Source organism: Pseudoxanthomonas sp. LH2527 (assembly GCF_022539275.1).
In the GTDB taxonomy this organism is placed as follows: domain Bacteria; phylum Pseudomonadota; class Gammaproteobacteria; order Xanthomonadales; family Xanthomonadaceae; genus Pseudoxanthomonas_A.
On the sequence record NZ_JAKZBW010000014.1, the window covers coordinates 1 to 23,707 of the forward strand.

General features: G+C 65.5%; 15 protein-coding genes and 1 pseudogene. 8 read left to right on the plus strand and 8 right to left on the minus strand.

Features of this window, described 5'->3' with window-relative positions; all coding sequences use genetic code 11:
• A pseudogene (locus tag MMG85_RS09260) lies at nt 1-768 on the plus strand (glucose-6-phosphate isomerase); the annotation flags it as partial.
• Between the two features lie 152 nt (nt 769-920).
• Here the strand turns inward: MMG85_RS09260 and queG are convergent.
• Nucleotides 921-2,012: a tRNA epoxyqueuosine(34) reductase QueG gene (queG, locus tag MMG85_RS09265; RefSeq protein ID WP_241045787.1), complete on the minus strand. Its 1,092-nt coding sequence runs from the start codon at nt 2,010-2,012 to the stop codon at nt 921-923.
• Nucleotides 2,013-2,078: 66 nt separating this feature from the next.
• Between queG and MMG85_RS09270 the strand changes: the two genes are divergently transcribed.
• From MMG85_RS09270 to MMG85_RS09295, 6 genes are all read left to right on the plus strand, one after another.
• Nucleotides 2,079-3,551, plus strand: a complete 1,473-nt coding sequence (locus tag MMG85_RS09270) for an NAD(P)H-hydrate dehydratase (RefSeq protein WP_241045788.1) — start codon at nt 2,079-2,081, stop codon at nt 3,549-3,551.
• Between the two features lie 50 nt (nt 3,552-3,601).
• Nucleotides 3,602-4,084, plus strand: a complete 483-nt coding sequence (tsaE, locus tag MMG85_RS09275) for a tRNA (adenosine(37)-N6)-threonylcarbamoyltransferase complex ATPase subunit type 1 TsaE (protein ID WP_241045789.1) — start codon at nt 3,602-3,604, stop codon at nt 4,082-4,084.
• Between the two features lie 153 nt (nt 4,085-4,237).
• On the plus strand, nt 4,238-5,725 hold the full coding sequence (locus tag MMG85_RS09280) for an N-acetylmuramoyl-L-alanine amidase (protein ID WP_241045846.1): 1,488 nt from the start codon (nt 4,238-4,240) through the stop codon (nt 5,723-5,725).
• Between the two features lie 66 nt (nt 5,726-5,791).
• Nucleotides 5,792-7,597: a DNA mismatch repair endonuclease MutL gene (gene mutL, locus MMG85_RS09285; RefSeq protein ID WP_241045790.1), complete on the plus strand. Its 1,806-nt coding sequence runs from the start codon at nt 5,792-5,794 to the stop codon at nt 7,595-7,597.
• A gap of 1 nt (nt 7,598) precedes the next feature.
• The gene (locus MMG85_RS09290) at nt 7,599-8,534 is read left to right on the plus strand and encodes a DUF1684 domain-containing protein (RefSeq protein ID WP_241045791.1); all 936 of its coding nucleotides are present in this window, start codon (nt 7,599-7,601) and stop codon (nt 8,532-8,534) included.
• 12 nt (nt 8,535-8,546) lie between these two features.
• Complete coding sequence (locus tag MMG85_RS09295; protein ID WP_241045792.1) at nt 8,547-9,485, plus strand: TraB/GumN family protein; 939 nt, start codon at nt 8,547-8,549, stop codon at nt 9,483-9,485.
• A gap of 39 nt (nt 9,486-9,524) precedes the next feature.
• On the opposite strand, the gene rnfB is transcribed toward MMG85_RS09295, so the two are convergent.
• The 5 genes from rnfB to MMG85_RS09320 all read right to left on the minus strand — a co-directional run bounded on the left by rnfB (nt 9,525) and on the right by MMG85_RS09320 (nt 15,677).
• A complete protein-coding gene (rnfB, locus tag MMG85_RS09300; RefSeq protein ID WP_241045793.1) occupies nt 9,525-9,926 on the minus strand; it encodes an Rnf electron transport complex subunit RnfB in 402 nt (133 codons plus the stop codon).
• A 79-nt stretch (nt 9,927-10,005) separates the two neighbouring features.
• Entirely contained in the window at nt 10,006-12,072 is a 2,067-nt protein-coding gene (gene metG, locus MMG85_RS09305) for a methionine--tRNA ligase (RefSeq protein ID WP_241045794.1), read from the minus strand.
• 117 nt (nt 12,073-12,189) lie between these two features.
• Nucleotides 12,190-12,630 carry a DUF2147 domain-containing protein gene (locus tag MMG85_RS09310; RefSeq protein ID WP_241045795.1) on the minus strand — a complete coding sequence of 147 codons (441 nt, stop codon included), beginning with the start codon at nt 12,628-12,630 and terminating at the stop codon, nt 12,190-12,192.
• A gap of 91 nt (nt 12,631-12,721) precedes the next feature.
• Nucleotides 12,722-13,534 carry a sel1 repeat family protein gene (locus MMG85_RS09315; protein ID WP_241045796.1) on the minus strand — a complete coding sequence of 271 codons (813 nt, stop codon included), beginning with the start codon at nt 13,532-13,534 and terminating at the stop codon, nt 12,722-12,724.
• A 142-nt stretch (nt 13,535-13,676) separates the two neighbouring features.
• Nucleotides 13,677-15,677 carry a S9 family peptidase gene (locus tag MMG85_RS09320; protein ID WP_241045797.1) on the minus strand — a complete coding sequence of 667 codons (2,001 nt, stop codon included), beginning with the start codon at nt 15,675-15,677 and terminating at the stop codon, nt 13,677-13,679.
• A gap of 285 nt (nt 15,678-15,962) precedes the next feature.
• Between MMG85_RS09320 and MMG85_RS09325 the strand changes: the two genes are divergently transcribed.
• On the plus strand, nt 15,963-17,573 hold the full coding sequence (locus MMG85_RS09325; RefSeq protein WP_241045798.1) for a sulfotransferase: 1,611 nt from the start codon (nt 15,963-15,965) through the stop codon (nt 17,571-17,573).
• Nucleotides 17,574-17,627: 54 nt separating this feature from the next.
• Here MMG85_RS09325 and MMG85_RS09330 read toward each other — a convergent pair whose 3' ends face one another.
• Both MMG85_RS09330 and MMG85_RS09335 read right to left on the minus strand, forming a co-directional pair.
• Nucleotides 17,628-20,459: a TonB-dependent receptor gene (locus tag MMG85_RS09330; protein ID WP_241045799.1), complete on the minus strand. Its 2,832-nt coding sequence runs from the start codon at nt 20,457-20,459 to the stop codon at nt 17,628-17,630.
• A gap of 295 nt (nt 20,460-20,754) precedes the next feature.
• The gene (locus MMG85_RS09335) at nt 20,755-23,601 is read right to left on the minus strand and encodes a TonB-dependent receptor (protein ID WP_241045800.1); all 2,847 of its coding nucleotides are present in this window, start codon (nt 23,599-23,601) and stop codon (nt 20,755-20,757) included.
• Nucleotides 23,602-23,707 lie beyond the last annotated feature (106 nt).

Genomic DNA, 23,707 nt, shown 5'->3' on the forward strand with positions numbered 1-23,707 from the left:
CTGTGGTCCGCGGTCGGGCTTCCGGTCGCACTGGCGATCGGTTTCGACCGCTTCGAGCAACTGCTCGATGGCGCCGCCGCGTTCGACGCCCATGCCGTCGGCACGCCGCTGGCGGACAACATCGCGGTGCGCCATGCATTGACGGCCGTGTGGAACCGCAATGTGCTGGGCCATGCGGCGCACGGCGTGATGACCTACGACCAGCGCCTGGCGTTGCTGCCGGCCTACCTGCAGCAGCTGGTGATGGAGAGCCTGGGCAAGTCGGTGAAGCTGGACGGCAGCCCGGTCGAGTCCGATTCCGTGCCGGTCTGGTGGGGCGGTGCGGGTACCGACGTACAGCACAGCTTCTTCCAGGCGCTGCACCAGGGCACGCAGATCGTGCCGCTGGATTTCGTCGGCACCGTGCGCAACGACGATCCCTATGCCGAGAACCACCTGGCGCTGATGTCCAACCTGCTGGCGCAGAGCGAAGCCCTGGCCAACGGGCAGGCCAGCGACGATCCGCACCGCAGCTATGCGGGCGGGCGGCCCAGCACGATGATCCTGCTGGATGCGCTGACGCCGCAGTCGCTGGGCGGCCTGATTGCGATGTACGAGCACAGCGTCTACGCGCAGTCGGTGCTGTGGGGCATCAACGCATTCGACCAGTTCGGCGTGGAACTGGGCAAGCAGCTCGCCAACGGCCTGCTGCCCGCGCTGAAGGGCGAATCCGAAGCGAAGGATCCGGTGACGCAGGCGCTGCTGGCGGAGATCGCGGCGCGCGGGTGAGGTGGTGGCGAACCGACGCTGCCCTCCTGTAGGAGCGACGTCAGTCGCGACCGGATAGACGACGCTGCAGGATTTACCATCGTGCGCACGCGTCGAACTTTGGTACTTCGTGTGATTTCGGGTTTGAGGCGATTCGTTCGTGCGGTCGCGACTTACGTCGCTCCTACAGCGCCAGCGTGCTGTTCCAGCGCCCACCCCACATGCTCGCGAACCAAAGAGGATGGGTCCTCACGCCGGCTTTCCAGCGCGATCAGCACTTCGGGCGTGGTCGGCGCATTGCCCAGCGCCACGGCGATGTTGCGCAGCCACCGCTCGTGGCCGCTGCGGCGGATCGCCGAGCCTTCGGTGCGGCGCAGGAACTCCTCTTCGTCCCATGCGAACAGTTGCGGCAACGTCGCCACGTCCAGATCGTTGCGTGCGCGGAAATCCGGTTCGTCGCTGCGCTTGGCGAACTTGTTCCAGGGACACACCAGTTGGCAGTCATCGCAGCCGAAGATGCGGTTGCCGATGGCTGGCCGCAGGTCTTCCGGAATGGCGCCTTTGTGCTCGATGGTCAGGTAGGAAATGCAGCGGCGCGCATCGAGCCGGTAGGGCGCAGTGATCGCCTGGGTCGGGCATACGTCGATGCAGCGCGTGCAGGTGCCGCAGTGCCCACTGGCCGGCGCGTCGATCGGCAACGGCAGGTCGACGTAGATCTCGCCGAGGAAGAACCAGGAACCGCCGTCCCTGTCGATCAGGCAGGTGTGCTTGCCGATCCAGCCCAGCCCGGCATTGCGCGCCAGCGCGCGTTCCAGCACCGGTGCCGAATCGACGAACACGCGATGGCCGAACGTACCGATCTCCGCCTGCAGGCGCTCGGCCAGCTTCTGCAGGCGGTTGCGCATCAGCTTGTGGTAGTCGCGGCCCAGCGCGTAACGCGCCACGTAGGCGCGCTGGCCGTCGCCCAGGGTGTCCCAGGCGTCGTCGCCGTCGTTGCGTCCGTAATCGAGTCCGACGGAAATCACCCGCAGCGTGCCGGGGATCAGTTCCTGTGGGCGCGAGCGCTTGTCGCCATGCTGGGCCATCCACGTCATCGAGCCGTACAGGCCCTCGGCCAGCCAGTCGCGCAGATGCCGTTCGTCGTCGCCCAGCTCGATGCCGGCGATGCCGCAGCGCTGGAAGCCGAATTCGCGCGCTAGCGTCCGCACGCGCCCGGCGAGGGCAACGGGGTCTGGCAGGGGCGTGGCGGGACCGGCGGCGGGCATGCGGGGATTATAGGAGGCCGGCCGGATTCACTTCCCCGCAACCCGGTGCAGACCTAGAATCCGGCCATGTCCGGCACCTGGCCCCTGTATTCCACGCATGCCGCGCGGGCGCTGGACGAACGCGCCACGCATTCGCTGGGCGGCGATGCCTACGTGCTGATGCAACGTGCGGGCCTGGCGGCCTGGCAGCACGTGCTGCTGCACTGGCCCGACGCGCAGCGCATCGTCGTGGTGTGCGGACCCGGCAGCAATGGCGGCGACGGCTACGTGCTGGCGAGGCACGCGCATCGTGCCGGGCGCCATGTCGAGGTCGTCCACCTGCCGGCGCATGTGCCGGGCAACCCGACGGCACAGCGCGCCTGCACCGAGTACGTGGCCGGTGGCGGCAAGGTCACGCTGTTCGACGATGCCTTGCCGCGGGCGGACGTCGTGGTGGATGCGCTGTTCGGCATCGGGTTGTCGCGGGCACCCGCGCCGGACGTGCGCGCGCTGATCGATGCGATCAACATGCAGGCCGCGCCGGTGCTTGCGCTCGATGTGCCCAGCGGCGTGGATGCGGATCGCGGCTGCACGCCGGGGGCCGCGGTCGTGGCCACCCGCACGCTGCAGTTCATCGTGCGGCATGCCGGGCTTTACACCGGTGATGCGCTGGAATACACCGGCGTGCTGGCGCTGGAAGAACTCGATGTCCCCGCCGCGACCTTCGACGACATCGCCGCCCATGCCGCGTTGCTGGAACATGACGCACTGGCGCGATGGCTGCTGCCGCGCCGCCGCAACACGCACAAGGGCGAGTCGGGGCATGTGCTCTGCATCGGGGGCGATGACGGCAGTGGCGGCGCGATCGCGCTGTGCGCCGAAGCGGCGCTGCGCACCGGTGCCGGACTGGTGAGCGTGGCGACGCGGCCGGCGCATGTGGCGGCGCTGCTGGCGCGAAGGCCCGAAGCGATGGTGCGCGCAGTGGAGTCGACCGACGATCTGTCGCCGCTGCTCGGGCGCGCGCGGGTGATCGCGCTCGGTCCGGGCCTGGGGCAGGGCGAATGGGGACGTGCGCTCTTCCAGCACGCGATGCGAAGTGGCAGGTCGTTGGTCCTGGATGCCGATGCCCTGAACCTGCTGGCGATGTCGCCGCAGTCACTCGAGGACGCGATCCTCACACCGCATCCGGGCGAAGCGGCGCGCCTGCTGGACTGCACGGCCGCCGACGTGCAGCGTGACCGTTTCGCGGCGGCGCATGCAATCGCAGAACGCCATGCCTGTGTGGTGGTGCTGAAGGGGGCCGGCACCGTCGTGGCGAGTCCCGGTGAAGCAGTGCGCGTGATCGATGCCGGCAATCCGGGCATGGCGGTCGGCGGCATGGGCGATGTGCTGACCGGCGTCATCGCCGCGCTGCGTGCGCAGGGACTGTCCGCCTTCGACGCCGCCAGCGCCGGCGCGCTGCTGCACGCGTTGGCAGGCGATGCCGCGGCGTGGGACGGCCAGCGCGGACTGCTGCCCTCGGATCTGTTCCCGCACCTGCGGCGGTTGGCCAACCCATGAGCAATGCCAGCTTGCGCGGCAGCGGTCGCACGAACGCTTAGAATCGCCGCATGCACGCGTTCCTTGCCGACGACGAAGCCACCGGTGCACTGGGCCAGGCCCTTGCACGCACGCGCCCTGCTTCCGCGGTCGTGCACCTGCAGGGCGACCTGGGTGCCGGCAAGTCCACCCTGGCGCGCGCGCTGTTGCGGACGCTCGGCGTCACCGGCGCGATCCGCAGTCCCACCTACACGCTGGTGGAGCGCTACCCGGTGGACGGCGGAGAGGCCTGGCACCTCGATCTGTACCGCATCGGCGATGCCGGCGAGCTCGAATTCCTCGGCCTGGACGAGGGCGCGGCGGTCCTGTGGCTGGTGGAATGGCCGGAGCGCGGCGCCGCCGCGCTGCCGCCAGCGGACCTGCACGTGAGGCTGGCGGTCGAAGGCAACGGCCGCTCGGCCCGGCTCGAGGGCGTGTCACCCGCTGGCGCGCACTGGCTCGCCCGTCTGGCGGCCGAGGGCGAGTTGCAGGCACCATCTCTCCAGGTCGGTTAGGAACATCCGCCAGGTCACGGATTATTAAGGGAAATTGCCTTGCATTCGTGAGCCGATGGTGTTTGAATCCGCGACATGAGCTTGGGGAACCCCACCACCGCCACGTTGCGTCGCGCCCTTGCAGGCGTGCTGGCGTTGGTGCCGTGCACGTTGATGGCCGGTGAGGTCACCGGCGTCACCGTGGCCCAGGGCAGCACCGGGACACGGGCGGAGATCCAGCTGGCCGGCGCCGGCCAGTACAAGACCCTCACGCTGAAAGGCCCGGACCGGCTGGTCGTCGACCTGCCGGCCTCCAAGGCGAAGACGGGTCTACGGCTGCCCACGCCCGCCGGCATCGTGCGTGCCGTGCGCACCGGCCAACCGGATGCGAACACGCTGCGCATCGTCTTCGACCTCGCGTCCCCGGTCGCCGCGCTGAAGCCCCGGATGGAGCAGGCCGGCGCGGTGTCGCGGCTGGTGATCGAATGGCCGGGCGATGGTCATGTCGCGCTGGCCACGGCGGTCGCCGCGATCCCCGCGACGCCAGCGCCTGCGCCGGCCAGCGGTCCGGCAGCGACGACCACCGCGCCTCCCCCTTCAGCGCAGGCGGACGCGGCGCGTGCCACCGCGCTGCTGACGGCACAGGTGGTGCAGGCCGGCACGGTGCCCGCCGCAGTCGCGCCCACGCCCACCGGCCCGGTCCCGCCCTCGCCGCAGGCCATCCTCAATGGCCAGCCGACGGTGGCCACGGTGCCTGCCCAGACGGTGCCGGGCGACCGACCGACCTACACCATCGCCACCGGCCAGCCCACGCCGGTGCCGGGCGCCACCACCGCGACGGCCGATGCGGCGCCTGGCGCGGAAGCTCCCAGGCCGCCCACCGTGTCGGCCGCCGGCACGCGACCGCTGGTCATCGCCATCGACCCCGGCCACGGCGGCCAGGACCCGGGCGCCATCGGCCCCAGCGGCCGTTACGAGAAGCATGCGGTGCTGGCGATCTCCAAGGAACTGGCGCGCCAGATCAACGCCACACCGGGCATGAAGGCCTACCTGGTCCGCGATACCGACGTCTATGTCGAGCGGCCGCAGCGTGCGCGCAAGGCGCGTGCGGCGAAGGCGGACATGTTCGTTTCGATCCACGCCGATGCCGCGGAGAACCGCAGTGCGTGGGGCTCGTCCGTCTACGTGCTGTCGCTGCGCGGTGCCTCGTCGCAGCACGCGCGCTGGCTGGCCGACAAGGAAAACGCCTCCGACCTAGTCGGTGGCGTGCGCCTGACCAAGGACACGTTGTCCAACGTATTGCTGGACCTGGCCCAGAGCGGCCACATGAAGGCGTCCCAGGACGCGGCCGGCCACGTGCTGACCTCGCTCAAGGGTCTCGGCAAGACCCACAAGCCGCAGATCGAGTTCGCCAACTTCGAAGTGCTGCGCAACTCCGACATGCCGGCAATGCTGGTGGAGACCGGCTTCATCTCCAATGCGGACGAAGAAAAGCGCCTGTTCGACCCGGCGCACCAGCGCAAGGTGGCGGGCGCGGTGCTGGACGGCATCCAGTCCTACTTCACCCGCCAGCCGCCGCCCGGCACGCTGTTCGCCGCGCGTGCGCAGGCCGAGGCCGACGCGCGTACCGTGGCCGCAGGCGGCGCGGCAGGCGCGCCCTGATCGCACAGCCGCTCGGCTATCATCACCGCTGATATTCCCCGAGACGGCGCCTGGCGCCGCCAGCACGTGACGATCCGCCAGCTTCCCGACACCCTCATCAACCAGATCGCTGCCGGCGAAGTCGTCGAACGCCCGGCCTCCGTGGTCAAGGAACTGGTCGAGAACGCCCTGGACGCCGGTGCGCGCCGCGTCGACATCGATCTGGAGGAAGGCGGTGTGCGCCTGATCCGCATCCGCGACGACGGCGGCGGCATCGCACCGGAAGAATTGCCGCTGGCAGTGTCGCGCCACGCCACCAGCAAGATCGCCTCGCTCGATGATCTGGAAGCGGTGGCCACGCTCGGCTTCCGTGGCGAAGCGCTGCCGTCGATCGCCTCGGTCAGTCGTTTCGCGCTGACCTCGCGACGCGCGCAGGACGAGCACGGCGCCTCGCTGCAGGTCGAAGGCGGCAAGGTCGGCGAAGTGATGCCCAAGCCGCACGCCATCGGTACCACGGTGGAAGTGCGCGAGCTGTTCTACAACGTGCCGGCGCGGCGCAAGTTCCTGCGCGCTGAACGCACGGAGATGGGACACATCGAAGAGTGGTTGCGCTCGCTGGCGCTGGCGCGTCCCGACATCGAATTGCGCGTGTCGCACAACGGCCGGCCGTCGCGGCGTTACAAGGCCGACGAACTGGAATCACTCGCCCGCCTGAGCGAAACGCTGGGCGACGAGTTCGCCCGCAGCGCGCTGCGCGTGGACCACGCCGCCGCCGGGCTGCGCCTGCATGGCTGGATCGCGCAGCCCAGCTATTCGCGGGCGAGCGCCGACCAGCAGTACGTCTACGTCAACGGGCGCTCGGTGCGCGACCGCAGCATCGCGCATGCGGTGAAGATGGCGTACCAGGATGTCCTGTTCCACGGTCGACAGCCGGCGTACGTGCTGTTCCTGGAACTCGATCCCACCCGCGTCGATGTCAACGTGCACCCGGCCAAGCACGAAGTGCGCTTCCGCGATACGCGGCTGATCCACGACTTCGTCTACCGCACCCTGCACGAGGCGCTCGCGGAAACGCGCGCCGGTGCGGCGCCTCAGGACATCGCCCCGTCGCCGTTCGGGATGAGGCCCGCGGCGTCGGTGCCCTCCGCGTGGATGCCGACCCAGCAGTCGCCGCTCGGGCTCAGCGTGGCGGAAGCACCGGCCGCCTATGCCGCGCTGTATGCCACTGCTCCGTCCGGCGCGATGGAAGCCGTCATGATGCCGGCATCGCCATCGCCGCCGACGATGCCCGCCGACGATGCCGGGGGCATTCCGCCGCTGGGCTTCGCCATCGCGCAGTTGCACGGCATCTACATCCTGGCGGAGAACGCCGATGGTCTGATCGTGGTCGACATGCATGCGGCCCACGAGCGGATCGGTTACGAGAAGCTGAAAGGCGCGCACGACAGCATCGGCCTGCGCGCGCAGCCGTTGCTTGTACCGATGGCGCTGGCGGTGGCCGAGCGCGAGGCGGACGTGGCCGAGCGCGAGGCCGCCACGCTGGCCACGCTCGGCTTCGACATCACCCGCAGCGGCCCGCAATCGTTGAACGTGCGCAGCATTCCTGCGTTGTTGTCGAATGCCGAGCCCGAGGCCTTGCTGCGCGACGTGCTGGCCGACCTGCGCGAACACGGCGAAAGCCGTCGCGTCGCCGCCGCGCGCGACGAACTGCTGGCGACGATGGCCTGCCATGGTGCCGTGCGCGCCAACCGGCGCCTGACGCTGCCTGAAATGAATGCCCTGCTGCGCGAGATGGAAGCCACCGAGCGCTCTGGGCAGTGCAACCACGGCCGCCCGACCTGGGCGCGCTTTTCCTTGAACGAAATCGATCGCTGGTTCCTGCGAGGACGCTGACATGGGGAAGAACACGGGATGGCTGGGGGTGGCCATGCTGCTGGGGGTGCTGGCCGGTTGCGGTGGCGATGACAAGGCGGCGGCGACCGGCAAGGTCGCGGACGTCAACTTCCTCGCCGACAACGCGGCCTGGCGCGAGCAGCGCAGGACCGAACTGACCGCGCCGGATGGTTGGACCAGCTTGGTCGGCCTGCACTGGATCGAACTGAAATCGCACTTCATCGGCAGCGGTCCCGGCAGCGGCATCAAGCTGGCCGTCGGCCCCGCCAAGCTGGGCATGGTGACGCAGCAGGACAAGCGCGTGTTCCTCACGCCGGAAGGCGGTGCCGCGCTGACGTTCAATGGCGAGCCGTTGAAGGGTCGCGTCGAACTGGAAAGCGACCGCGATGCCCAGCCGTCGGTGGTCGGTTTCGACGATGGCAAGGGTGTGCTGACAGTGATCGAGCGCGGCGGCCGGCATGCGCTGCGCGTGAAGCACGCCGACGCCGAATCGCGCACGCAGTTCATCGGCCTGGACTACTGGCCCGCAGAGGAAGACTGGCGCATCGAAGGACGCTTCATTCCGCATCCGCCCGGCAAGACGTTGACCATCGTCGACGTGATCGGCGTGGCCAGCGAATCGCCCAATCCCGGCGTGGTCGAGTTCGAGCGCGACGGCAAGCCGTACCGGCTGGAGGCGTTGGGTCAGGCGGGCGGGCCGTTGTTCTTCGTGCTGGCGGACCGCACCAGTGGCCACGGCAGCTACCCCGCAGGCCGTTTCCTGGACGCCGACGCGCCGCAGGCGGGCAAGCTGGTGCTGGATTTCAATCGCGCCTACAACCCGCCATGCGCGTTCACGCCGTACGCGACCTGTCCGCTGCCGCCGGCGGAGAACCGTCTGGATCTGGCGATCGAGGCCGGCGAGAAAGCCTACGCCAAACCCATCAAAGTGCTCTGAAGGAAGGATCCGATGCCGCTGCGCCGTTCGCTGAAAGTCCTTGTCCTCACCGCGCTGCTGGGCAGCGCGTCCAACCTGGTCGCGGAAACGCCCAAGGCAGCGGCGGCGCCGGTACCGCTGTTGTGGAAGGTGTCCGACAAGGACAACGCGGTCTACCTGCTCGGTTCGTTCCATCTGCTGCGCCCGAGCGACTATCCGCTGTCGCGTGACGTCGACAACGCCTTCGCCGATGCCGAGCGCCTGATGTTCGAACTGTCGCCGGAGGAAATGCAGTCGCCCGCGATGCCGCAACTGATGATGCAGGCCGCGATGCGCACGGACGGCAAGACGCTGCAGGACGAACTCGATGCCGGGACGTGGACCCGGCTGCAGGCATGGGCGGGCCGGAACGGCGTGCCGCTGGCATCGTTCAACGGTTTCGAGCCCTGGTTCGTCGGGCTGACCATCAGCATTGTCGAGATGACCAGGCAAGGGCTGGATCCGAAGCTGGGCCTGGACACCCATCTCATGGACAAGGCCCAGGCAGCAGGCAAGCCGACCGCGGGGCTCGAACGTGCGCAGGAGCAGATCGGCGTGCTGGACGGCATGGATGCCACCGAGCAGCGCCAGTTCATCACGGAAGCCCTGGAGCAGGCCGAGAAGGGCTCGGCGGAGACGCAGCGCCTGCACGACGCATGGCGCCGCGGTGACGTCGAGGCGCTGTGGAACGGCATGGCGGCCGACATGCGTACGCAGTATCCGCGCCTGTACCGACGCATCAATGTGGACCGCAACAATGCGTGGGTGCCGAAGATCCGGCAGATCCTGGACCGGCCCGGCGACGACGATGCACTGGTGGTGGTCGGCGCGCTGCACCTGCTGGGCGAGGACGGCGTGGTGGAGAAGCTGCGCGCGCGCGGCTACACCGTCGAGCGCGTGTGCTCGGCGTGCAAGGCGGGCGCTGCCCGGTAAGCCGGTTTTCGATGGGCGGTGTGGGCGCGACGGTCGCGCTCAGGCTGGTTCCATCACGATGCAGTCCACCGGGCAGGCGGGCACGCAGAGCTCGCAACCGGTGCATAGCGGATCGATCACCACGTGCATGTGCTTGGCGCCGCCGATGATGGCGTCCACCGGGCAGGCCTGGATGCACTTCGTGCAGCCGATGCAGTCGGCTTCCACCACCACCGCGACGATCGCGGGCCTGTGCGTGCCGCGGGTGCGGTCGTAGGGCAGCGGCGGCACGCCCAGCACGCGGGCGAGGGCGCGTGCCCCGCCATCGCCACCGGGCGGGCAATGGTCCACGCCCGCTTCGCCGCGCGCCATCGCCTGCGCGTACGGCAGGCAGCCATCGAAACCGCACTGCCCGCACTGGGTCTGCGGCAACAGCCGATCAAGGCGTTCGGTCAGGTCCACGGTTGCCGCAGGGGCTGGAGAAGACGGGGATGGAGCCGGTGTCTGCTCGTTCCTCACTTCTCTTCACTCTCTTCTCGCTTCACCGCACCGGCATGCCGGGCAGGGCGCCGGCATCGGCGTCCAGCAGGGCCAGCGCGCCGCCGTCGAAACCGGCCGACAGGATCATGCCTTCGCTCAGGCCGAAGCGCATCTTGCGCGGCGCCAGGTTGGCGATGAACACCACGTTGCGGCCGACCAGCTTTTCCGGCTCGCCGTAGCTGGCGCGGATGCCGGAGAAGATCTGACGCTGGCCCAGGTCGCCGGCATCCAGCAGGAAGCGCAGCAGCTTGTCGGAACCCTCGACGAACCCGCACTCCAGCACCTTGCCGATGCGCAGGTCGAGCCTGGCGAAATCCTCGATGCCGATAATGCCGGTGGCGTCCTTCGTTTCCACGGGCGCGGCCGGCTTCGCTTCGGCCTTCTTCGCGGGGGCGGCAGGTGCAGCAGGTGCGGCGGCGAGGGTGTCCTTGGATGCGTCGGTCATGGCGTCGATCAGTTTCGGGTCGATACGGGTGAAGAGGGGCGAGTACGCCTGGATCGTGTGGGCCTGCAGCGGCGCAGCGATATCGCGCCAGGTTTCCACCGGCGCGCTGAGGAACGCCTCCGCCTCCGCCGACGTGCGCGGCAGCACCGGCTTCAAGGCGGCGGCGAGGACGCGGAACAGGTTCAGGCCCTGCGTGCAGACCGCCTGCAGTTCGCCATCCGCACCTTCCTGCTTGGCGATCACCCAGGGCTTGGTCTCATCGATGTACTTGTTGGCCTCGTCCGCCAGCGCCATGGTCAGGCGCAGCGCGGTGGCGGGCTCGTTGCGCTCGTACGCGTCGGCGATGGGGCCAAGCGCGTCGACGAAGCGCTGGTACATGGCCGGATCCGGCAGGGCATCGGCGAGCCTGCCGTTGAAGCGCTTGTCGATGAAGCCGGCGCAGCGGCTGGCCAGGTTGACGAACTTGCCCACCAGGTCCGCGTTGACGCGCGCGATGAAGTCGCCCAGGTTCAGGTCAAGATCGTCGACGCCGCCGGACGACTTGGCCGCGTAGTAATAGCGCAGCGCTTCCGGTTCCAGGCCCACGTCCAGGAAGGTGCGCGCCATGATGAAGGTGCCGCGCGACTTCGACATCTTGGCACCATCGACCGTCAGGTAGCCGTTGACGTGCAGGCGCGTCGGCGCGCGATGGCCGGTGCCATGCAGCACCGCCGGCCAGAACAGGCCGTGGAAGTTGACGATGTCCTTGCCGATGAAGTGGTGCAGCTCGACGTCGGTACCGGCCTGCAGATGCGAGGCGAAGTCGAGACCGCGCTCCGTGCACAGGTTGCGGAAACTGCTCAGGTAGCCGATCGGCGCATCCAGCCAGACATAGAAGTACTTGCCGGGTGCACCGGGAATCTCGAAACCGAAATACGGCGCGTCGCGCGAGATGTCCCACGCACGCAGGCCGCCGTCGGCATCCAGCCACTCGCGCAGCTTCGCCTTGACGCCTGGCAACGCGACATCGCCCGCCAGCCATTCGCGCAGGAAGGCATCGAAGCGGCCGACCTCGAAGAAGTAATGCTCCGAGTCGCGGATTTCCGGCGTGCTGCCGGACAGGATCGACGTCGGTTCCTTGAGGTCGGTGGGCGCATAGGTCGCGCCGCAGACTTCGCAGTTGTCGCCGTACTGGTCGGCCGAGCCGCAGTTCGGGCAGATGCCCTTGATGTAGCGGTCGGGCAGGAACATGCCCTTGGCCGGGTCGTAGAACTGCGCCACCGTGCGGCGGCTGATGTGGCCGCCTGCCTCCAAGCGCTGGTAGAACTGTTCCGTCAGTTCGCGGTTGGCGGATGAGTGGGTCGAGTCGTAATGGTCGAAGGCCACGCCGAAGGCGGCGAAGTCGCGCTCATGGCTGGCCTGGATGCCGGCGATGAAGGCTTCGGGCGTGACGCCGGCCTTTTCCGCCGCCAGCATGATCGGCGTGCCGTGGGTGTCGTCGGCACAGACGAAGTAAACCGTATCGCCGCGCATCCGCCGTGCCCGGACCCAGATGTCGCCCTGGATGTAGCCCACCAGATGGCCCAGGTGCAGCGGACCGTTGGCGTAGGGCAGGGCATTGGTGACCAGGGCGGTACGGCTCATGACAGGCTTCGCGACGGGGGGCGGCGATTATCGCATGGCCGGGCGTGCGCCTTTCCCGGGCCCACAACGCAACAGGCCCGGCAATGCCGGGCCTGTGCTGAAACGACGCTCAAAAGCTTACTGGCGGATCCAGGTCTGCGACTTGCAGATGAAGGCGATGCAGCCGGACACCTCCAGCTTCTTGCCGCCTTCGATCAGCTCCATCTTCGACTTGTAGACCTTGCCCTCGTCGGGCTTGAGGATGGTGCCGCCGGCGTACTGGCCACCGCCCTCGGCCTTCATGCCGCGGATGATCTCCATGCCGGTGATCGGCTTGTTCTTGCGATCGTCCTTGCACTTGTCGCAGGTCGGATTCGGCTTGCTGGGATTGATCAGCTCGACGATGCGGCCGGTGATCGCCCCATTGGCGGCCTGGGTGATCTCGACGAAGGACTTTGGCTTGCCGGTCTCGCTGTCGATGGTCTTCCAGCGACCGACCACCGGATCGGCGGCCGACGCCACCAGCGACACGGCCATCAGCGGAGCGGCCAGCATCGCGGCCATCAGGGTCTTGCGCATGTTCCCCTCCCAGGGATTCAGGTCAGACCCGCCGGCAACGACCGGCGGGATGACGTCTTTTATACCGCATCCGGTGGGGTATGGAAGAGGCTCAGCCGTCCTTTCGCGTCCCGAGTTCGCTGTCGTTCCGTTCAGGTGTTTCCGGCTCGGCTGCATCGACATCGGGATTCGCGCCGGGGATCCGGGACTCGGGTTGTTGCGCGGGGAGTTGTTCCACGTCGCCCACGCTCACGCGACCGATGCGCGGCTTCATCCAGACGTTGTCGTGCCAGGCCTGGTACTGCTTCGGGTCCCAGTACTTCTCGTCGAAGAATTTGCTGCCGTCGATCTGCTCGAACCCGTTGGGCCCAGGTACGTAGATCTGCACATTGCCCGTGAAGCCCGTTCGGCTGCCGGTGATCTTATTCCGCTCGCGGCGCAGGACGGTTGCGATGCGCGGCTGCGCCGCCCCGTCGCCGTACTTTGCGTACAGCGCTGCGCCTTCCTCGAGTGCGCGCTGGCGCTCGGCCTCACTCAGCGCACTCCAGTAACGCTCGCGCAGGCCGAGAAATCCTGCGTAGCCTCGTTCTGCGGCAAGGTCCATCCACGCATAGGCGAGCGCGGCGTCCTTGGCTACGCCCTGGCCGTTCCACAGCATTTCGGCCACCATGCCTTGGGACGGCTTGTCCGCATAGAACGCAGCCCGCTGGAAGAACTTCAGCGCGTCTTCGTACCGCCCTTGCTTGAACTCCTCCAAGCCATGCAGGCGGTACCTCAGATCCGGGTGGGCCGACAGGAATCCGGCCGACAGCATCAGCCTGTCCTGGGTCGGGTCCGGTGCGGCCACGTTCTGCGCCATCACGGCCTGCGTCGCGACCGGCAGGCACAGCGACGCAAGCATGATCATGGTTCTGAGCGGTTTCATGAACTTCCTTTTCCCCGAGTGAGTGCCGACCATTCTGTGAATTCGTCGGCTTGCACGCCCGTATCGAAAGTCACGATGCGGCAATGGAAAGAAAAACGGCCGACCCCGCTGGGCCGGCCGTCGACAATGTCACTTGAAGTGCTCAGTTACCTTTACTGGGAGCGCCGACAGTGACGGTTCCACCGATGTGGCGGGAGAAGAAGTCCAGCATGGTCGTGTAGAGCTTCACGCGATTTTCGACATCGTAGAAGCCGTGCATTTCACCCGACTGGATGATCATGCCTTCCGGCGGATTGCCTGCCTCGATCAGTGCCTTGTTCATCAGTTCGGTCTGTTCCGGAGGCGTGCGCACGTCGCGGGCACCGGCGGCCAGATATACCGGGATCTTCACTTCGCCGGCCCGACGTGCAGGTGAGTTCTCTGCCCAGGACTTCGTGTCCGTCCCGTGCGTGCGGCGGAGATAACGCTGTCCCGACTCACGCTCCGGGATATCGCCCTTCTTGAACATCATGTCCACGTCGTAAACACCCACGTAGCCGAACGTGCACTTGAACAGGCCGGGCGCACGGATGGGCGCCATCAGCGAGGAGTAACCGCCGAAACTGCCGCCATAGATGCAGATGCGTTCTTTGTCGGCATAGCCCTGGCCGATAGCCCACTGGGTCGCGTCGATGATGTCGTTCTGGATGCCCTGGCCCCACTGCAGGTGGCCTGCATCCTGGAACGCCTTGCCGTAGCCGCCCGAACCACGATAGTTCACCTGCAGTACCGCGTAACCGCGGCTAGCGAGCAGTTGGGTCTCCCAGTTGAAGCCCCAGTTGTCGCGGGGGCCGATCGGGCCGCCGTGCGGGTTGACGATCATCGGCAGGTTCTTGCCGTTGGCGCCATGCGGCAGGGTCAGGTAGCCGTAGACCTGCTTGCCGTCCCGAGAGGTGAAGTTGAATGGTTTGACCGACGCCATTTTTTTCGGGTCGAGCTGCGGCTTGCGCTGCATCAGGAAGCGCGCTTTCCCGCTGTCGCGATCGTAAAGATAGAGCTCCCCCGGGTTGCTGTCGCTGTAGACGTTTACGATGATCTTCTTGCCATCCTGGGTGTTGCTGGCCAGGTCGACCATCTGTCCCTCGAACGCCCCCGCCAGCGAGGCGTAGATCTCCGCATCTGGATGGCTCTCATCGATGAGCTTTACTGCGGGCGCACCTGCCTCAGTAACGACGCCGACCAACGTCGCTTCGTCGGTCGACCAAATGTAATCGGAAACCTCGGCGACCTTGTCCTGAAACAGCGGGGTGAACTCACCCGTGGAGGTATTCAGCGTACCCACTGCTGCCGGAGCCTTGGAGTCGTCCTGCTCGGCATACACGGTACCGTTGGATGACGTGCGGACCACGTAGAGATGCTTGCCGTCGGACTTGGAGGCGTTGACCAGTGTCCAGTTCTTGCCGTCGCGGCGGTACAGCTCGGTGCGCTCGTCGTACTCGCCTTCTTCATCGCGGCTGGAAGAGCAGACTGCGAACCTGGGCTCCTTGGCTGCATCCAGCACAATGCCGCAATTCTCCTTGGGCGCACGGCCCATGGAGACGCGCCGGCCGCTGAGCGTGTCCATACGGAAGACCTCGGTTCCGACGCCTTCCGAGGAACGCGGCGTGATGGCCGACATGATGACGTACTGGTCGTCGTCTTTCAGCGTATCGAGTAGGGAAAACCTCTCGGAACCCACGGTCTTGCCGCGCTGCGTCGCATCGCGGGTACCGTAGAAAATGAGTGGGCGTGCCTGGCTGCCGTCGGCGTTGACGGCGAACCATTCGCCGGTGTTGAAGGGTTGCGCATAGCCGCCCAGCTTCTTGACCGAGTTGAACATCAGCCTGGTCGGGCTGACCCAGTAGAAGCTGCCCACACTCTTCTGGTCGGGAAGCTGGTTCACCTTGACGAGCGAAAGGTCGCTGGTACGCAGTACCGCGAGCACATCCTGTTCGCCCTTGTCCACGGTCATCGCCAGATACTCGCCATTCGGCGAGATCTTGACCGTGCTGTAGGCGGGATGGCTCACGAAATCGACGATGGACTGAGACGTCGCCGCTTGCGCAGGCGCCACCAGCACGCACGCAATCGCCAGCATCGGTGTCGCCAGTAAGGATTTCTTCATTACTCCCCCTATTTAAGAATCGCCCCGAATGAAAACAACTCGACGATGGCGGATTCCGGCCATCGCGGCACGCCTGTGCAAGCGTGACTGAATCCAGACTTTAGCAGGAAAATTCCGGCTATTGACACTTCCTGCCGCGCTGCGGAGCAGTGGGCGGATGCCTGCCGCGCACGCGCGCGCCGGACCTTGGGGCCTCGGCCGTGCCGGGGCTCGTTGGAGGGCGCCCGCCGGAGCTAGGGACTGTAAGATGCAGTCCAGCAAACACGGACTCGGGTCATCCATCTCATGTCCGGAACCCCCGGCTCAGCAGGCGAAGCAAAAACCTGGGCGGCCCGTCAGTACCTTGTCGCGGTGGAGGCATCGAACAGGGGCGATTGGCAGCGTGCGCTGCCTGTACTGAGAGCGCTGGTGATCGCGAATCCGGCGCTGCCGCACGTTCACCATCTACTGTCAGTGGCCGCGTTGGCAACAGGCTCGCTCGACGAGGCGCTGACGCACTCGCAGAAGGCTTTGGCGCTGAAGCCGGGTGACGTCGACCTCCTGCTGCAGGCGGCGCGCGCCATGTCCCAGGCTCGCTCTCCCCAACAGGCGCTGACGCTGGCGCATGAGGCCGTGCCATTGGCGTGGAACAACGCATCGACCTGTCAGCAGCTCTCCGTGATTTTTGCCAGGGCCAATGCATACGAGCAGGCGAGCCGACTCAGTGCCCGGGCGCTCGAACTTCTCCCGGAGGACACACGCAACGTCTTCAACCATGCCACCACGTCATTGTTCAACGGGGATCTTCACGCTGCGGAGGCGGCTTATCGCCAAGTGCTGGTCCGCGAACCTGCCCACGCGCCTGCACATCTCGGGCTCGCTCAGCTGAAGAAGTGGACGCCAGAGGAAAACAACATCCAGCGCCTGACGGCGTGCCTTGAACAGACCCGCGATGTCGCGGGCAGGATGTACCTCCACCTTGCGCTGGGGAAGGAGTGCGAGGATATCGGCGACTACGCGGGCGCCTTCCGTCACTTCACGGCGGGGAAGACAACGGGGAAAGGGCTTCTGCGCTTCGGTACCAAGGTCGATCAAGCCTGTTTCGATGCGTTGGCGGCGTTCGAGAATGTGGGCAGCGCCGCCGGGTACGCGACCGGAGAGCCGGTTTTCATTGTCGGGATGCCGCGGACAGGCACCACGCTGGTGGATCGCATTCTGTCGAGTCATTCGTCGGTGCAATCCATCGGCGAGGTGCTCAATTTTCCCTCGCTGGTCAAGCGTGCTAGTGGCTCACGAACGCCCCGCCTGATCGATGCGGACACCGTGCGGGCCGCAGCGAGGATCGATTGGAGCATGCTGGGCGAAACCTACATCGCGGGCACGAGGCCGCTGACCGGGGGCTTTCCGCATTTCGTCGACAAGCACCCACACAATTTCCTGTACTTGGAGATGATCGCCCGCGCGCTTCCCCACGCCAGGATCGTCGGGGTGCGGCGCAACCCGATGGATACCTGCTTGTCCAACTTTCGGCAGCTCTTCTCGCCAGCATCGCCGTTCCACGGATACTCGTTCGATCTGCTCGAGACGGGAAGGTACTTCGTCAGATTCCATCGCCTGATGCAGCATTTCGAACACCTTCTCGGCGAACGCATCCTGTGGATCGACTATGAAGACCTCCTGGCCGACCAAGAACATCAGACCCGGCGGCTGCTGGATTTCTGCGGACTCGAGTGGCAGCCGCAATGCCTCCGGTTTGAACTCAACGACGCGCCTGTGGCGACCGCCAGCGTCGCGCAGGTGCGCGACAAGCTGCACCGTGACGCACTGGACCGCTGGCGCCGCTATGCGGACGAGCTGCAGCCGCTGATGGCCTTGCTTCAGGCCGAAGGGATCGCGGTACCGGTCCGACAACCCTGAAGAAAAAAGAGCCCGGTTTCCCGGGCTCCTTTGCATCGCAGCGTGGAAGAACCTTCAGCGCAGCTTGTAGCTGAACTGCACGAATACTTCGCGGCCGATGACGCCGGAATAGTACGTGCTCCAGAAGAAGGGATACGCCAGGTCCTCATCAAACAAAGGCTTCTTGTCGAGCAGGTTCTGGACCTGGAACGACACGGTCGCCTTCTCTGTGATTTCCTTCGACACGCCTGCATTCCAGATCACGAAGCTGCCGCCGCGGCCCTTGTCCGGATCGCCAAGGGGCAGGGAGCCCAAGCGGTAGCCATTGACGTTGGCGGCCCAGTCGTCCAGCTGCCAGCTTGCGCTCCAGTTGAAACGGCTACGGAAGTTCAGGGTGCGCTGGTTCACCAGGTCGTCGCGGTCATCGATGATGCCGTCGCCGGGGAACAGCTCGATTTCCTTCTTGAGGACGTGGGTCCACGCGAGCTCCAAATCGAAATCGCCAAGACGGTCCGTATCGAGCCCGTACTTGAAATTCACGTCGATGCCGCTGGTACGGCTGAGCGACTGGTTGACCGGGAAGGACCTGTACTCGTCCACCTGGTTGTCGCGGAAGGGCGAGTCCGTACGGGTCACCAGGCCGGTGAAGAACTGGCAGGCGGCCGAGTTCTGATCGACGCTGTTGCCGGCGCGGTCGGTGCCGAGCAGGCAGGACGCTTCTTCGCGGAACAGGTAGGACGTGAAGATGTCGTCCACACCACCGGTCAGTTCGATGTCATACCAGTCCGCGCTGACCGACATCTGGTCGGTGATGTCCCAGACCACGCCGAACGTCGTGGACTTGCCCTCTTCTTCCTCCAGGTCGGTGCTGCCGCGGCGGATGCCCTGCACCTGATAGTTGTAGTCGGCATCGCTCGAACAGGCGGTGCCCTGCGGATTCAAGCCATCACGCCGGCAGCGGTACTCGTCGACGATCGAGGTAAAAAAGCCAGACTCGCCCGCGTACACATAATGCATGTCGGGGGCGCGGAAACTGGTGCCATGGCTGCCGCGGAACAGCAAGCTGTCGACGGGGCGCCATTCAAGGCCCACCTGCCAGGTGACTGCGTCGTCCACGTTGGTGACGTCATCGTACTTGTCGTAGCGACCGGCCACACTTGCCTTCAGGCTGTCGAGAATCGGAATGCTGAACTCCAGGCCCAGCGCGTAGCGGTCACGGTCGCCACCGCCGCCCGTATCGGAGTAGTTGTAGATGGGTTCGTTGCCGGTGTAACCAGGCAACGTGCGCGGATCGGGCGTCAGTTCATAGCTCTGGCGGGCCGCCTCAATGACGGCTGCGGCGCCGAATGCACCCGCAGGCATTTCGAACAGGTCGCCCGAAACGGTGAAATTCGCCTGCGTGACGTCGGATTCCGCCTTGCCAATCAGGGTGGTGTTCAACGACTGGAATGTCGCGGCATCGATCGGGTTGAAGAAACGTGCCTGATTCAGCTCGTACACCGGATAGGCATCGAAGTAAGGGTCGAAGCCCTGCTGCTCGCCCAGGAAGTACTCGGTGAGACGGTTGGCCAGGAAGCGCGGGCGCCGCGTTTCGATTTTGTATTCCGCACGCGACACCGTCGCATCCCAGTCGAAGCGATCCGAGAGCATCGTGCCGCGAAGGCCGAAGGCGACGTCGAAGGCGCGCTCGTCGGATGTCGCATTCTGCGCGCCTGCTCCGCCGACTTCCGCAGGCGTGAAGATGCGCTGCAGATTGACGAATGCACCGCCGCCGGGACCGGTGAAGTCCGACTCGAGGTTCGGGTCGAAGAAATCAGAGCTGGACCAGAACTGTGTGGCACTCGCGAAAGTGGCCTTTGAGCGGGAGGCGCCCAGCTGCGCCCAGCCCTGCAGTCCGTTGTCGAAGTCGAAAGTACCGTACAGATAGCCGGACTGGTTGCTGTCGGAGTTCCGGATCGCCTGGGTTGCGGGATATCCGAAGTAGCCGCAGCGCGGCCCGGTGTACACCGACGAGGTTTCAAAGTAATACGCATCGAACTCGCTGAACCGGGCGCAGGTTGCTTCGCCTCCGTCCGGAAAGACACGGTTGCTATTGGCAATGTCGAATACGAGCAGGCCTTCGACGGCATTCACGTCTTCCGGATTCACGCCGGGCTCGTCGAAATAGGAGTCCATGAACTTGCGCTGGGACGCGAAGATTGCTTCGCGCTCGACCGCTTCGAACGCGTACACGACGCTCCAGTTGTCGCCGGTCTTGCCGCCGATCCACTGGAAGCGTCCGGAGTCGCCGCCGCCCTGCGTGGTGGTGCCGGCACGCACACTGAGCTGGTCGCCCTCGTAGTTCGTCTTCATGATGAGGTTGACGACGCCGGCCACGGCGTCCGAACCGTAGATCGCCGATGCGCCGCCGGTCAGGACTTCGACGCGTTCCAGCGCGGCGGCCGGGATGTTGGCCAGGTTCACCGCGTTGGATTGCGAGTTGTAGGGCAGGGGATAGTCGGCCGCGCGGCGACCGTTGATCAGGATCAGCTGGTAGCCCGGGCCCAGGCCTCGCAGATTCAGGAAGCTGGCGTTGGGCGTGAACCCGTTCTGGTTCAGTTCGTTCTGGATGGAGGCGGTGTTCTGGGTTAGCGAGTTCAGGGCGTCGTAGACGGTGGCGAAGCCTTCTCGTTCGATTTCGGCCGCCGTGATCACGGTAACCGGCGCAGGACCCTCAACTTCCGCGCGTTTGATACGTGAGCCGGTGACCGTCACCTTATCCAGGGTGGCGGTGGTTTCTTCAGACTCTTCCGTGGTCGAGCCGGCGTCCTGCGCGATAGCGCTTCCCGCAAATGGCACCACCAGAGCGGTGATCAATGCCGCGCTAAGGCGGCTGCGCTTGAGCGCACTCGGATTGCGAAGTGACATGTAGTAATCCCCTAACTGTCGAGAAGTGATGCGGTCCCGCTGGAAGTGTCCTTCGTCCCACCGCACGTAAACGTCCTGTCTTCCGAAAGTTAACATGTGATTAACAGTGAGGGCGGTAGCACATTCGCGTGTTACGAGGATTACATGTCTATAGTGTGATGAAAATCACAAAATTTACCCAAAACTGGGTTCGCGAGCCTCCTTTGCCCCTCTTGTTTGTTGCAATTGCAACAAAATCCGCAAAAAAAAAAGCCCGGCATCACGCCGGGCTTTTCCTACAGCTTCTGCTCAAGGATCAGTTGAACTTGTACTCCAGTTCGAGCGCTACTTCGCGCCCGATCGGGCTGAAGGCACGCCAGAAGTACGGATAACTGTTGAATCCGTCATCGCGCGGGTGGACCTTGTCAAACACGTTGTTGACGTAGAAGTTCACACCCAGCTTGTCGGTGACCTGCTTGCCCACGCTCATGTTGTAGATGATGTACGGGGCGATGCGTCCGGTTTCCTGCCAGTTCGGCAGGCTGCCGTAACGCAGGGCGAACACGGCTGCCTGCCAATCGTTCTTCTGCCAAGTCGCCGTGGCGCGGACGCGGCTGCGGAAGTCGAAGTTGGTCAGGTCATCGCGGTAATCAAGGATCGGATCACCCTTGAACTGCGAGGTGGTCTGTTCCAGCGTGTGCGAGTAACCCAACTGCAGGCGGAAATCGCCGAGGCGATCGGTGTCCAGACGGTAGTCCAGCGTGGCGTCGATGCCCTTGGTTCCGAGGAACGCACGGTTGATCGGGCCACGACGGATCTCGGTGATCTGGCCATCGTTCGGCGTACCCGGAGCGCTCAGACGGCTGACGCGCGACAGCATGTCGTTGCAGAACGCGGAGCCGGGAGCGCCGAGCGTGAACGGCTGGCGGTTCCGGGTCAGGCCCGTGACGCAGCCGGCCTCACCATCAAGGATGTAGGCCGAGGTGATGTCGGCGACCGCGTCCTCGAGTTCGATGTGGTAGTAGTCCGCGCTGACGGACAGTCCGTCCATGATGTCCCACACCACGCCGGCGGTCCAGGATTTGCCGGTCTCTTCGGTCAGGTCCGTCGTGCCCTGGCGGACACCGAACGAGGTGTAGTTGATCGTGGTGTCGCTGGTCGGGCACTGCGCTGCCGTGCGGCCGCTTTCCAGGCAGCGACGGGTATCAAAGATCGCACTGAACGAGCCACTGCGCTCGGCGAACACGAAGTGCATGTCAGGGGCACGGAAGCTGGTGGAGTAGGACGCGCGGAACAGCAGGCTGTCCAGCGGACGGAACTCCAAGCCGGCATTCCACGTCTTGGCATCGTCGACCGAAGTCACGTCGTCGTACTTGTCGTAACGACCAGCCACGCTCGCCTTCAACATCGAGAAGATCGGGACCGAGAACTCCACGCCCACTGCGTAACGATCACGATCACCGCCACCGCCCGTACCTGTCAGGTTGTAGGGACGATCAGTGCCGGTATAAGCCGGAAGGATGCGGGGATCCGCCGTCAGCGTGTACTCCTGCTGCGAGGCTTCAGCAACGGCTGCAAATCCCAGCGGGCCAGCCGGGAGCTCGAACAGGTCTCCGGTGATGGTGAACGACGCCTGGTTCACGTAGGACTCCGCGTCGGTCTTCACCCTCGTATTGAGCGCCGCGAACTGTTCTGGCGTGAGGGCCGAATAGTAACGCGATTGGTTTAGGCGATAAACCGGGTACGTCACGCCACCAACGACTCGGGTGCCCAGCTGGGGGCCCAGGAACCAGTCGTTGACGGAAGTGGAAAGCAGGCGCGGCCGGTCCACTTCCACGTTGTACTCGGCACGCGAAAGGGTCACGTCCCAGTCGAAGCGGTCTGCGATGGTGCCGCGAAGACCGAACGCCAGGTCGAAGGAAGTCTCTTCATTCTTGGCCAGCAGGTTTTCGATGCCGCCGGCCTCCTGGGGGGTGAAAACGCGCTGCGCGTCGACCAAAGCATTGAAACCTTCGTCGAACCAGAGGGCGCCGACGGTACGGCCACCCCAGAACTGGGTGCCGTTGCCGTACTTGGCCTTCGAGCTCCAGGCCTGCAAACTGCCCCACGCCTGCATGTCGTTCTCGAAGTCGTAGGTGCCGAAGACGTAGCCGGACAGATCGCTGTTGCCATTGCGGATGGTCTGATAGGCGACATCCTTGAACGAGCCGCAGGATTGTCCGAGATTGGTGATGACGCCCGTCGCGGTCGCCGAGCGGTAGTTCCAGCGTACCCACTCGTCACCGAGTTGCTCACATGCACCCGCCGGCGGAGCGAAGTACGAACCTGCCGTCGAGCCGGTGCGACGACGCACGCGCATGGTGCCGGTCGGCTGAATGCCGACGAAGTCCGGGGGCAGCGGGTTGTCGAGCGATGAGTCCATGAAGTCGCGTTGGTATGCATACATCGGCTCACGGGCGAAGTACTCCGCCGCATAAGTCACACTCCAGTTCTCGCCGGTCTTGCCGCCGATCCACTGCACGTTGCCTTCGTCGCCGCCACCACGAGTGGTGGTGCTTCCACGAACCTTCAGGATGTCGCCCTCGAAGTTGGTCTTCAGGATGACATTGACCACACCTGCCACGGCATCCGAACCATAAATCGCGGATGCACCACCCGCCAGAAGCTCAATGCGATCCACAGCGGCTGCGGGAATGTTGCCGAAGTTGGCGAAGTTGCTTTGGCCGTTGTAGGGCAGCGGGTAGTCGGCTGCCCGGCGACCGTTGATCAAGAGAAGTGTCCGACCCGGACCCAAGCCGCGCAGATTGATGACGCTCGCGTTCGGGGTGAAGCCGCCCTGGAAAATTTCGTTCTGGGTAGAGCCACTGGCCTGGGTAAGGGTGTTCAGGGCGTCGTACACCGTACTGAAGCCCTCTCGCTCGATCTGGGCCGAGGTGATGACGGTGACCGGGGAGGGACCTTCGATCTCGGTGCGCTTGATGCGTGATCCGGTGACGGTGACTTTGTCCAGCGTGGCGGTCGATCCCGCGGAGGACTGGGTGGTCTGGGCTTCCTGGTTGCCGTCCTGCGCCAACGCGGTGCCGGCGAAAGGCACGACGAGGGCAGCGATCAGTGCTGCGCTGAGACGGCTGCGCTTGGGCGCAAGTGTTTTGCCAACTGACATGTGGTGAATCCCCTAAACTTGTAAAAGTAATGCGGCCCCCAATGGGCGAATCCCTCGCCTTCACCGCACGCCCGCGTCCTGCATGGACGAAACTTAACATGGAATT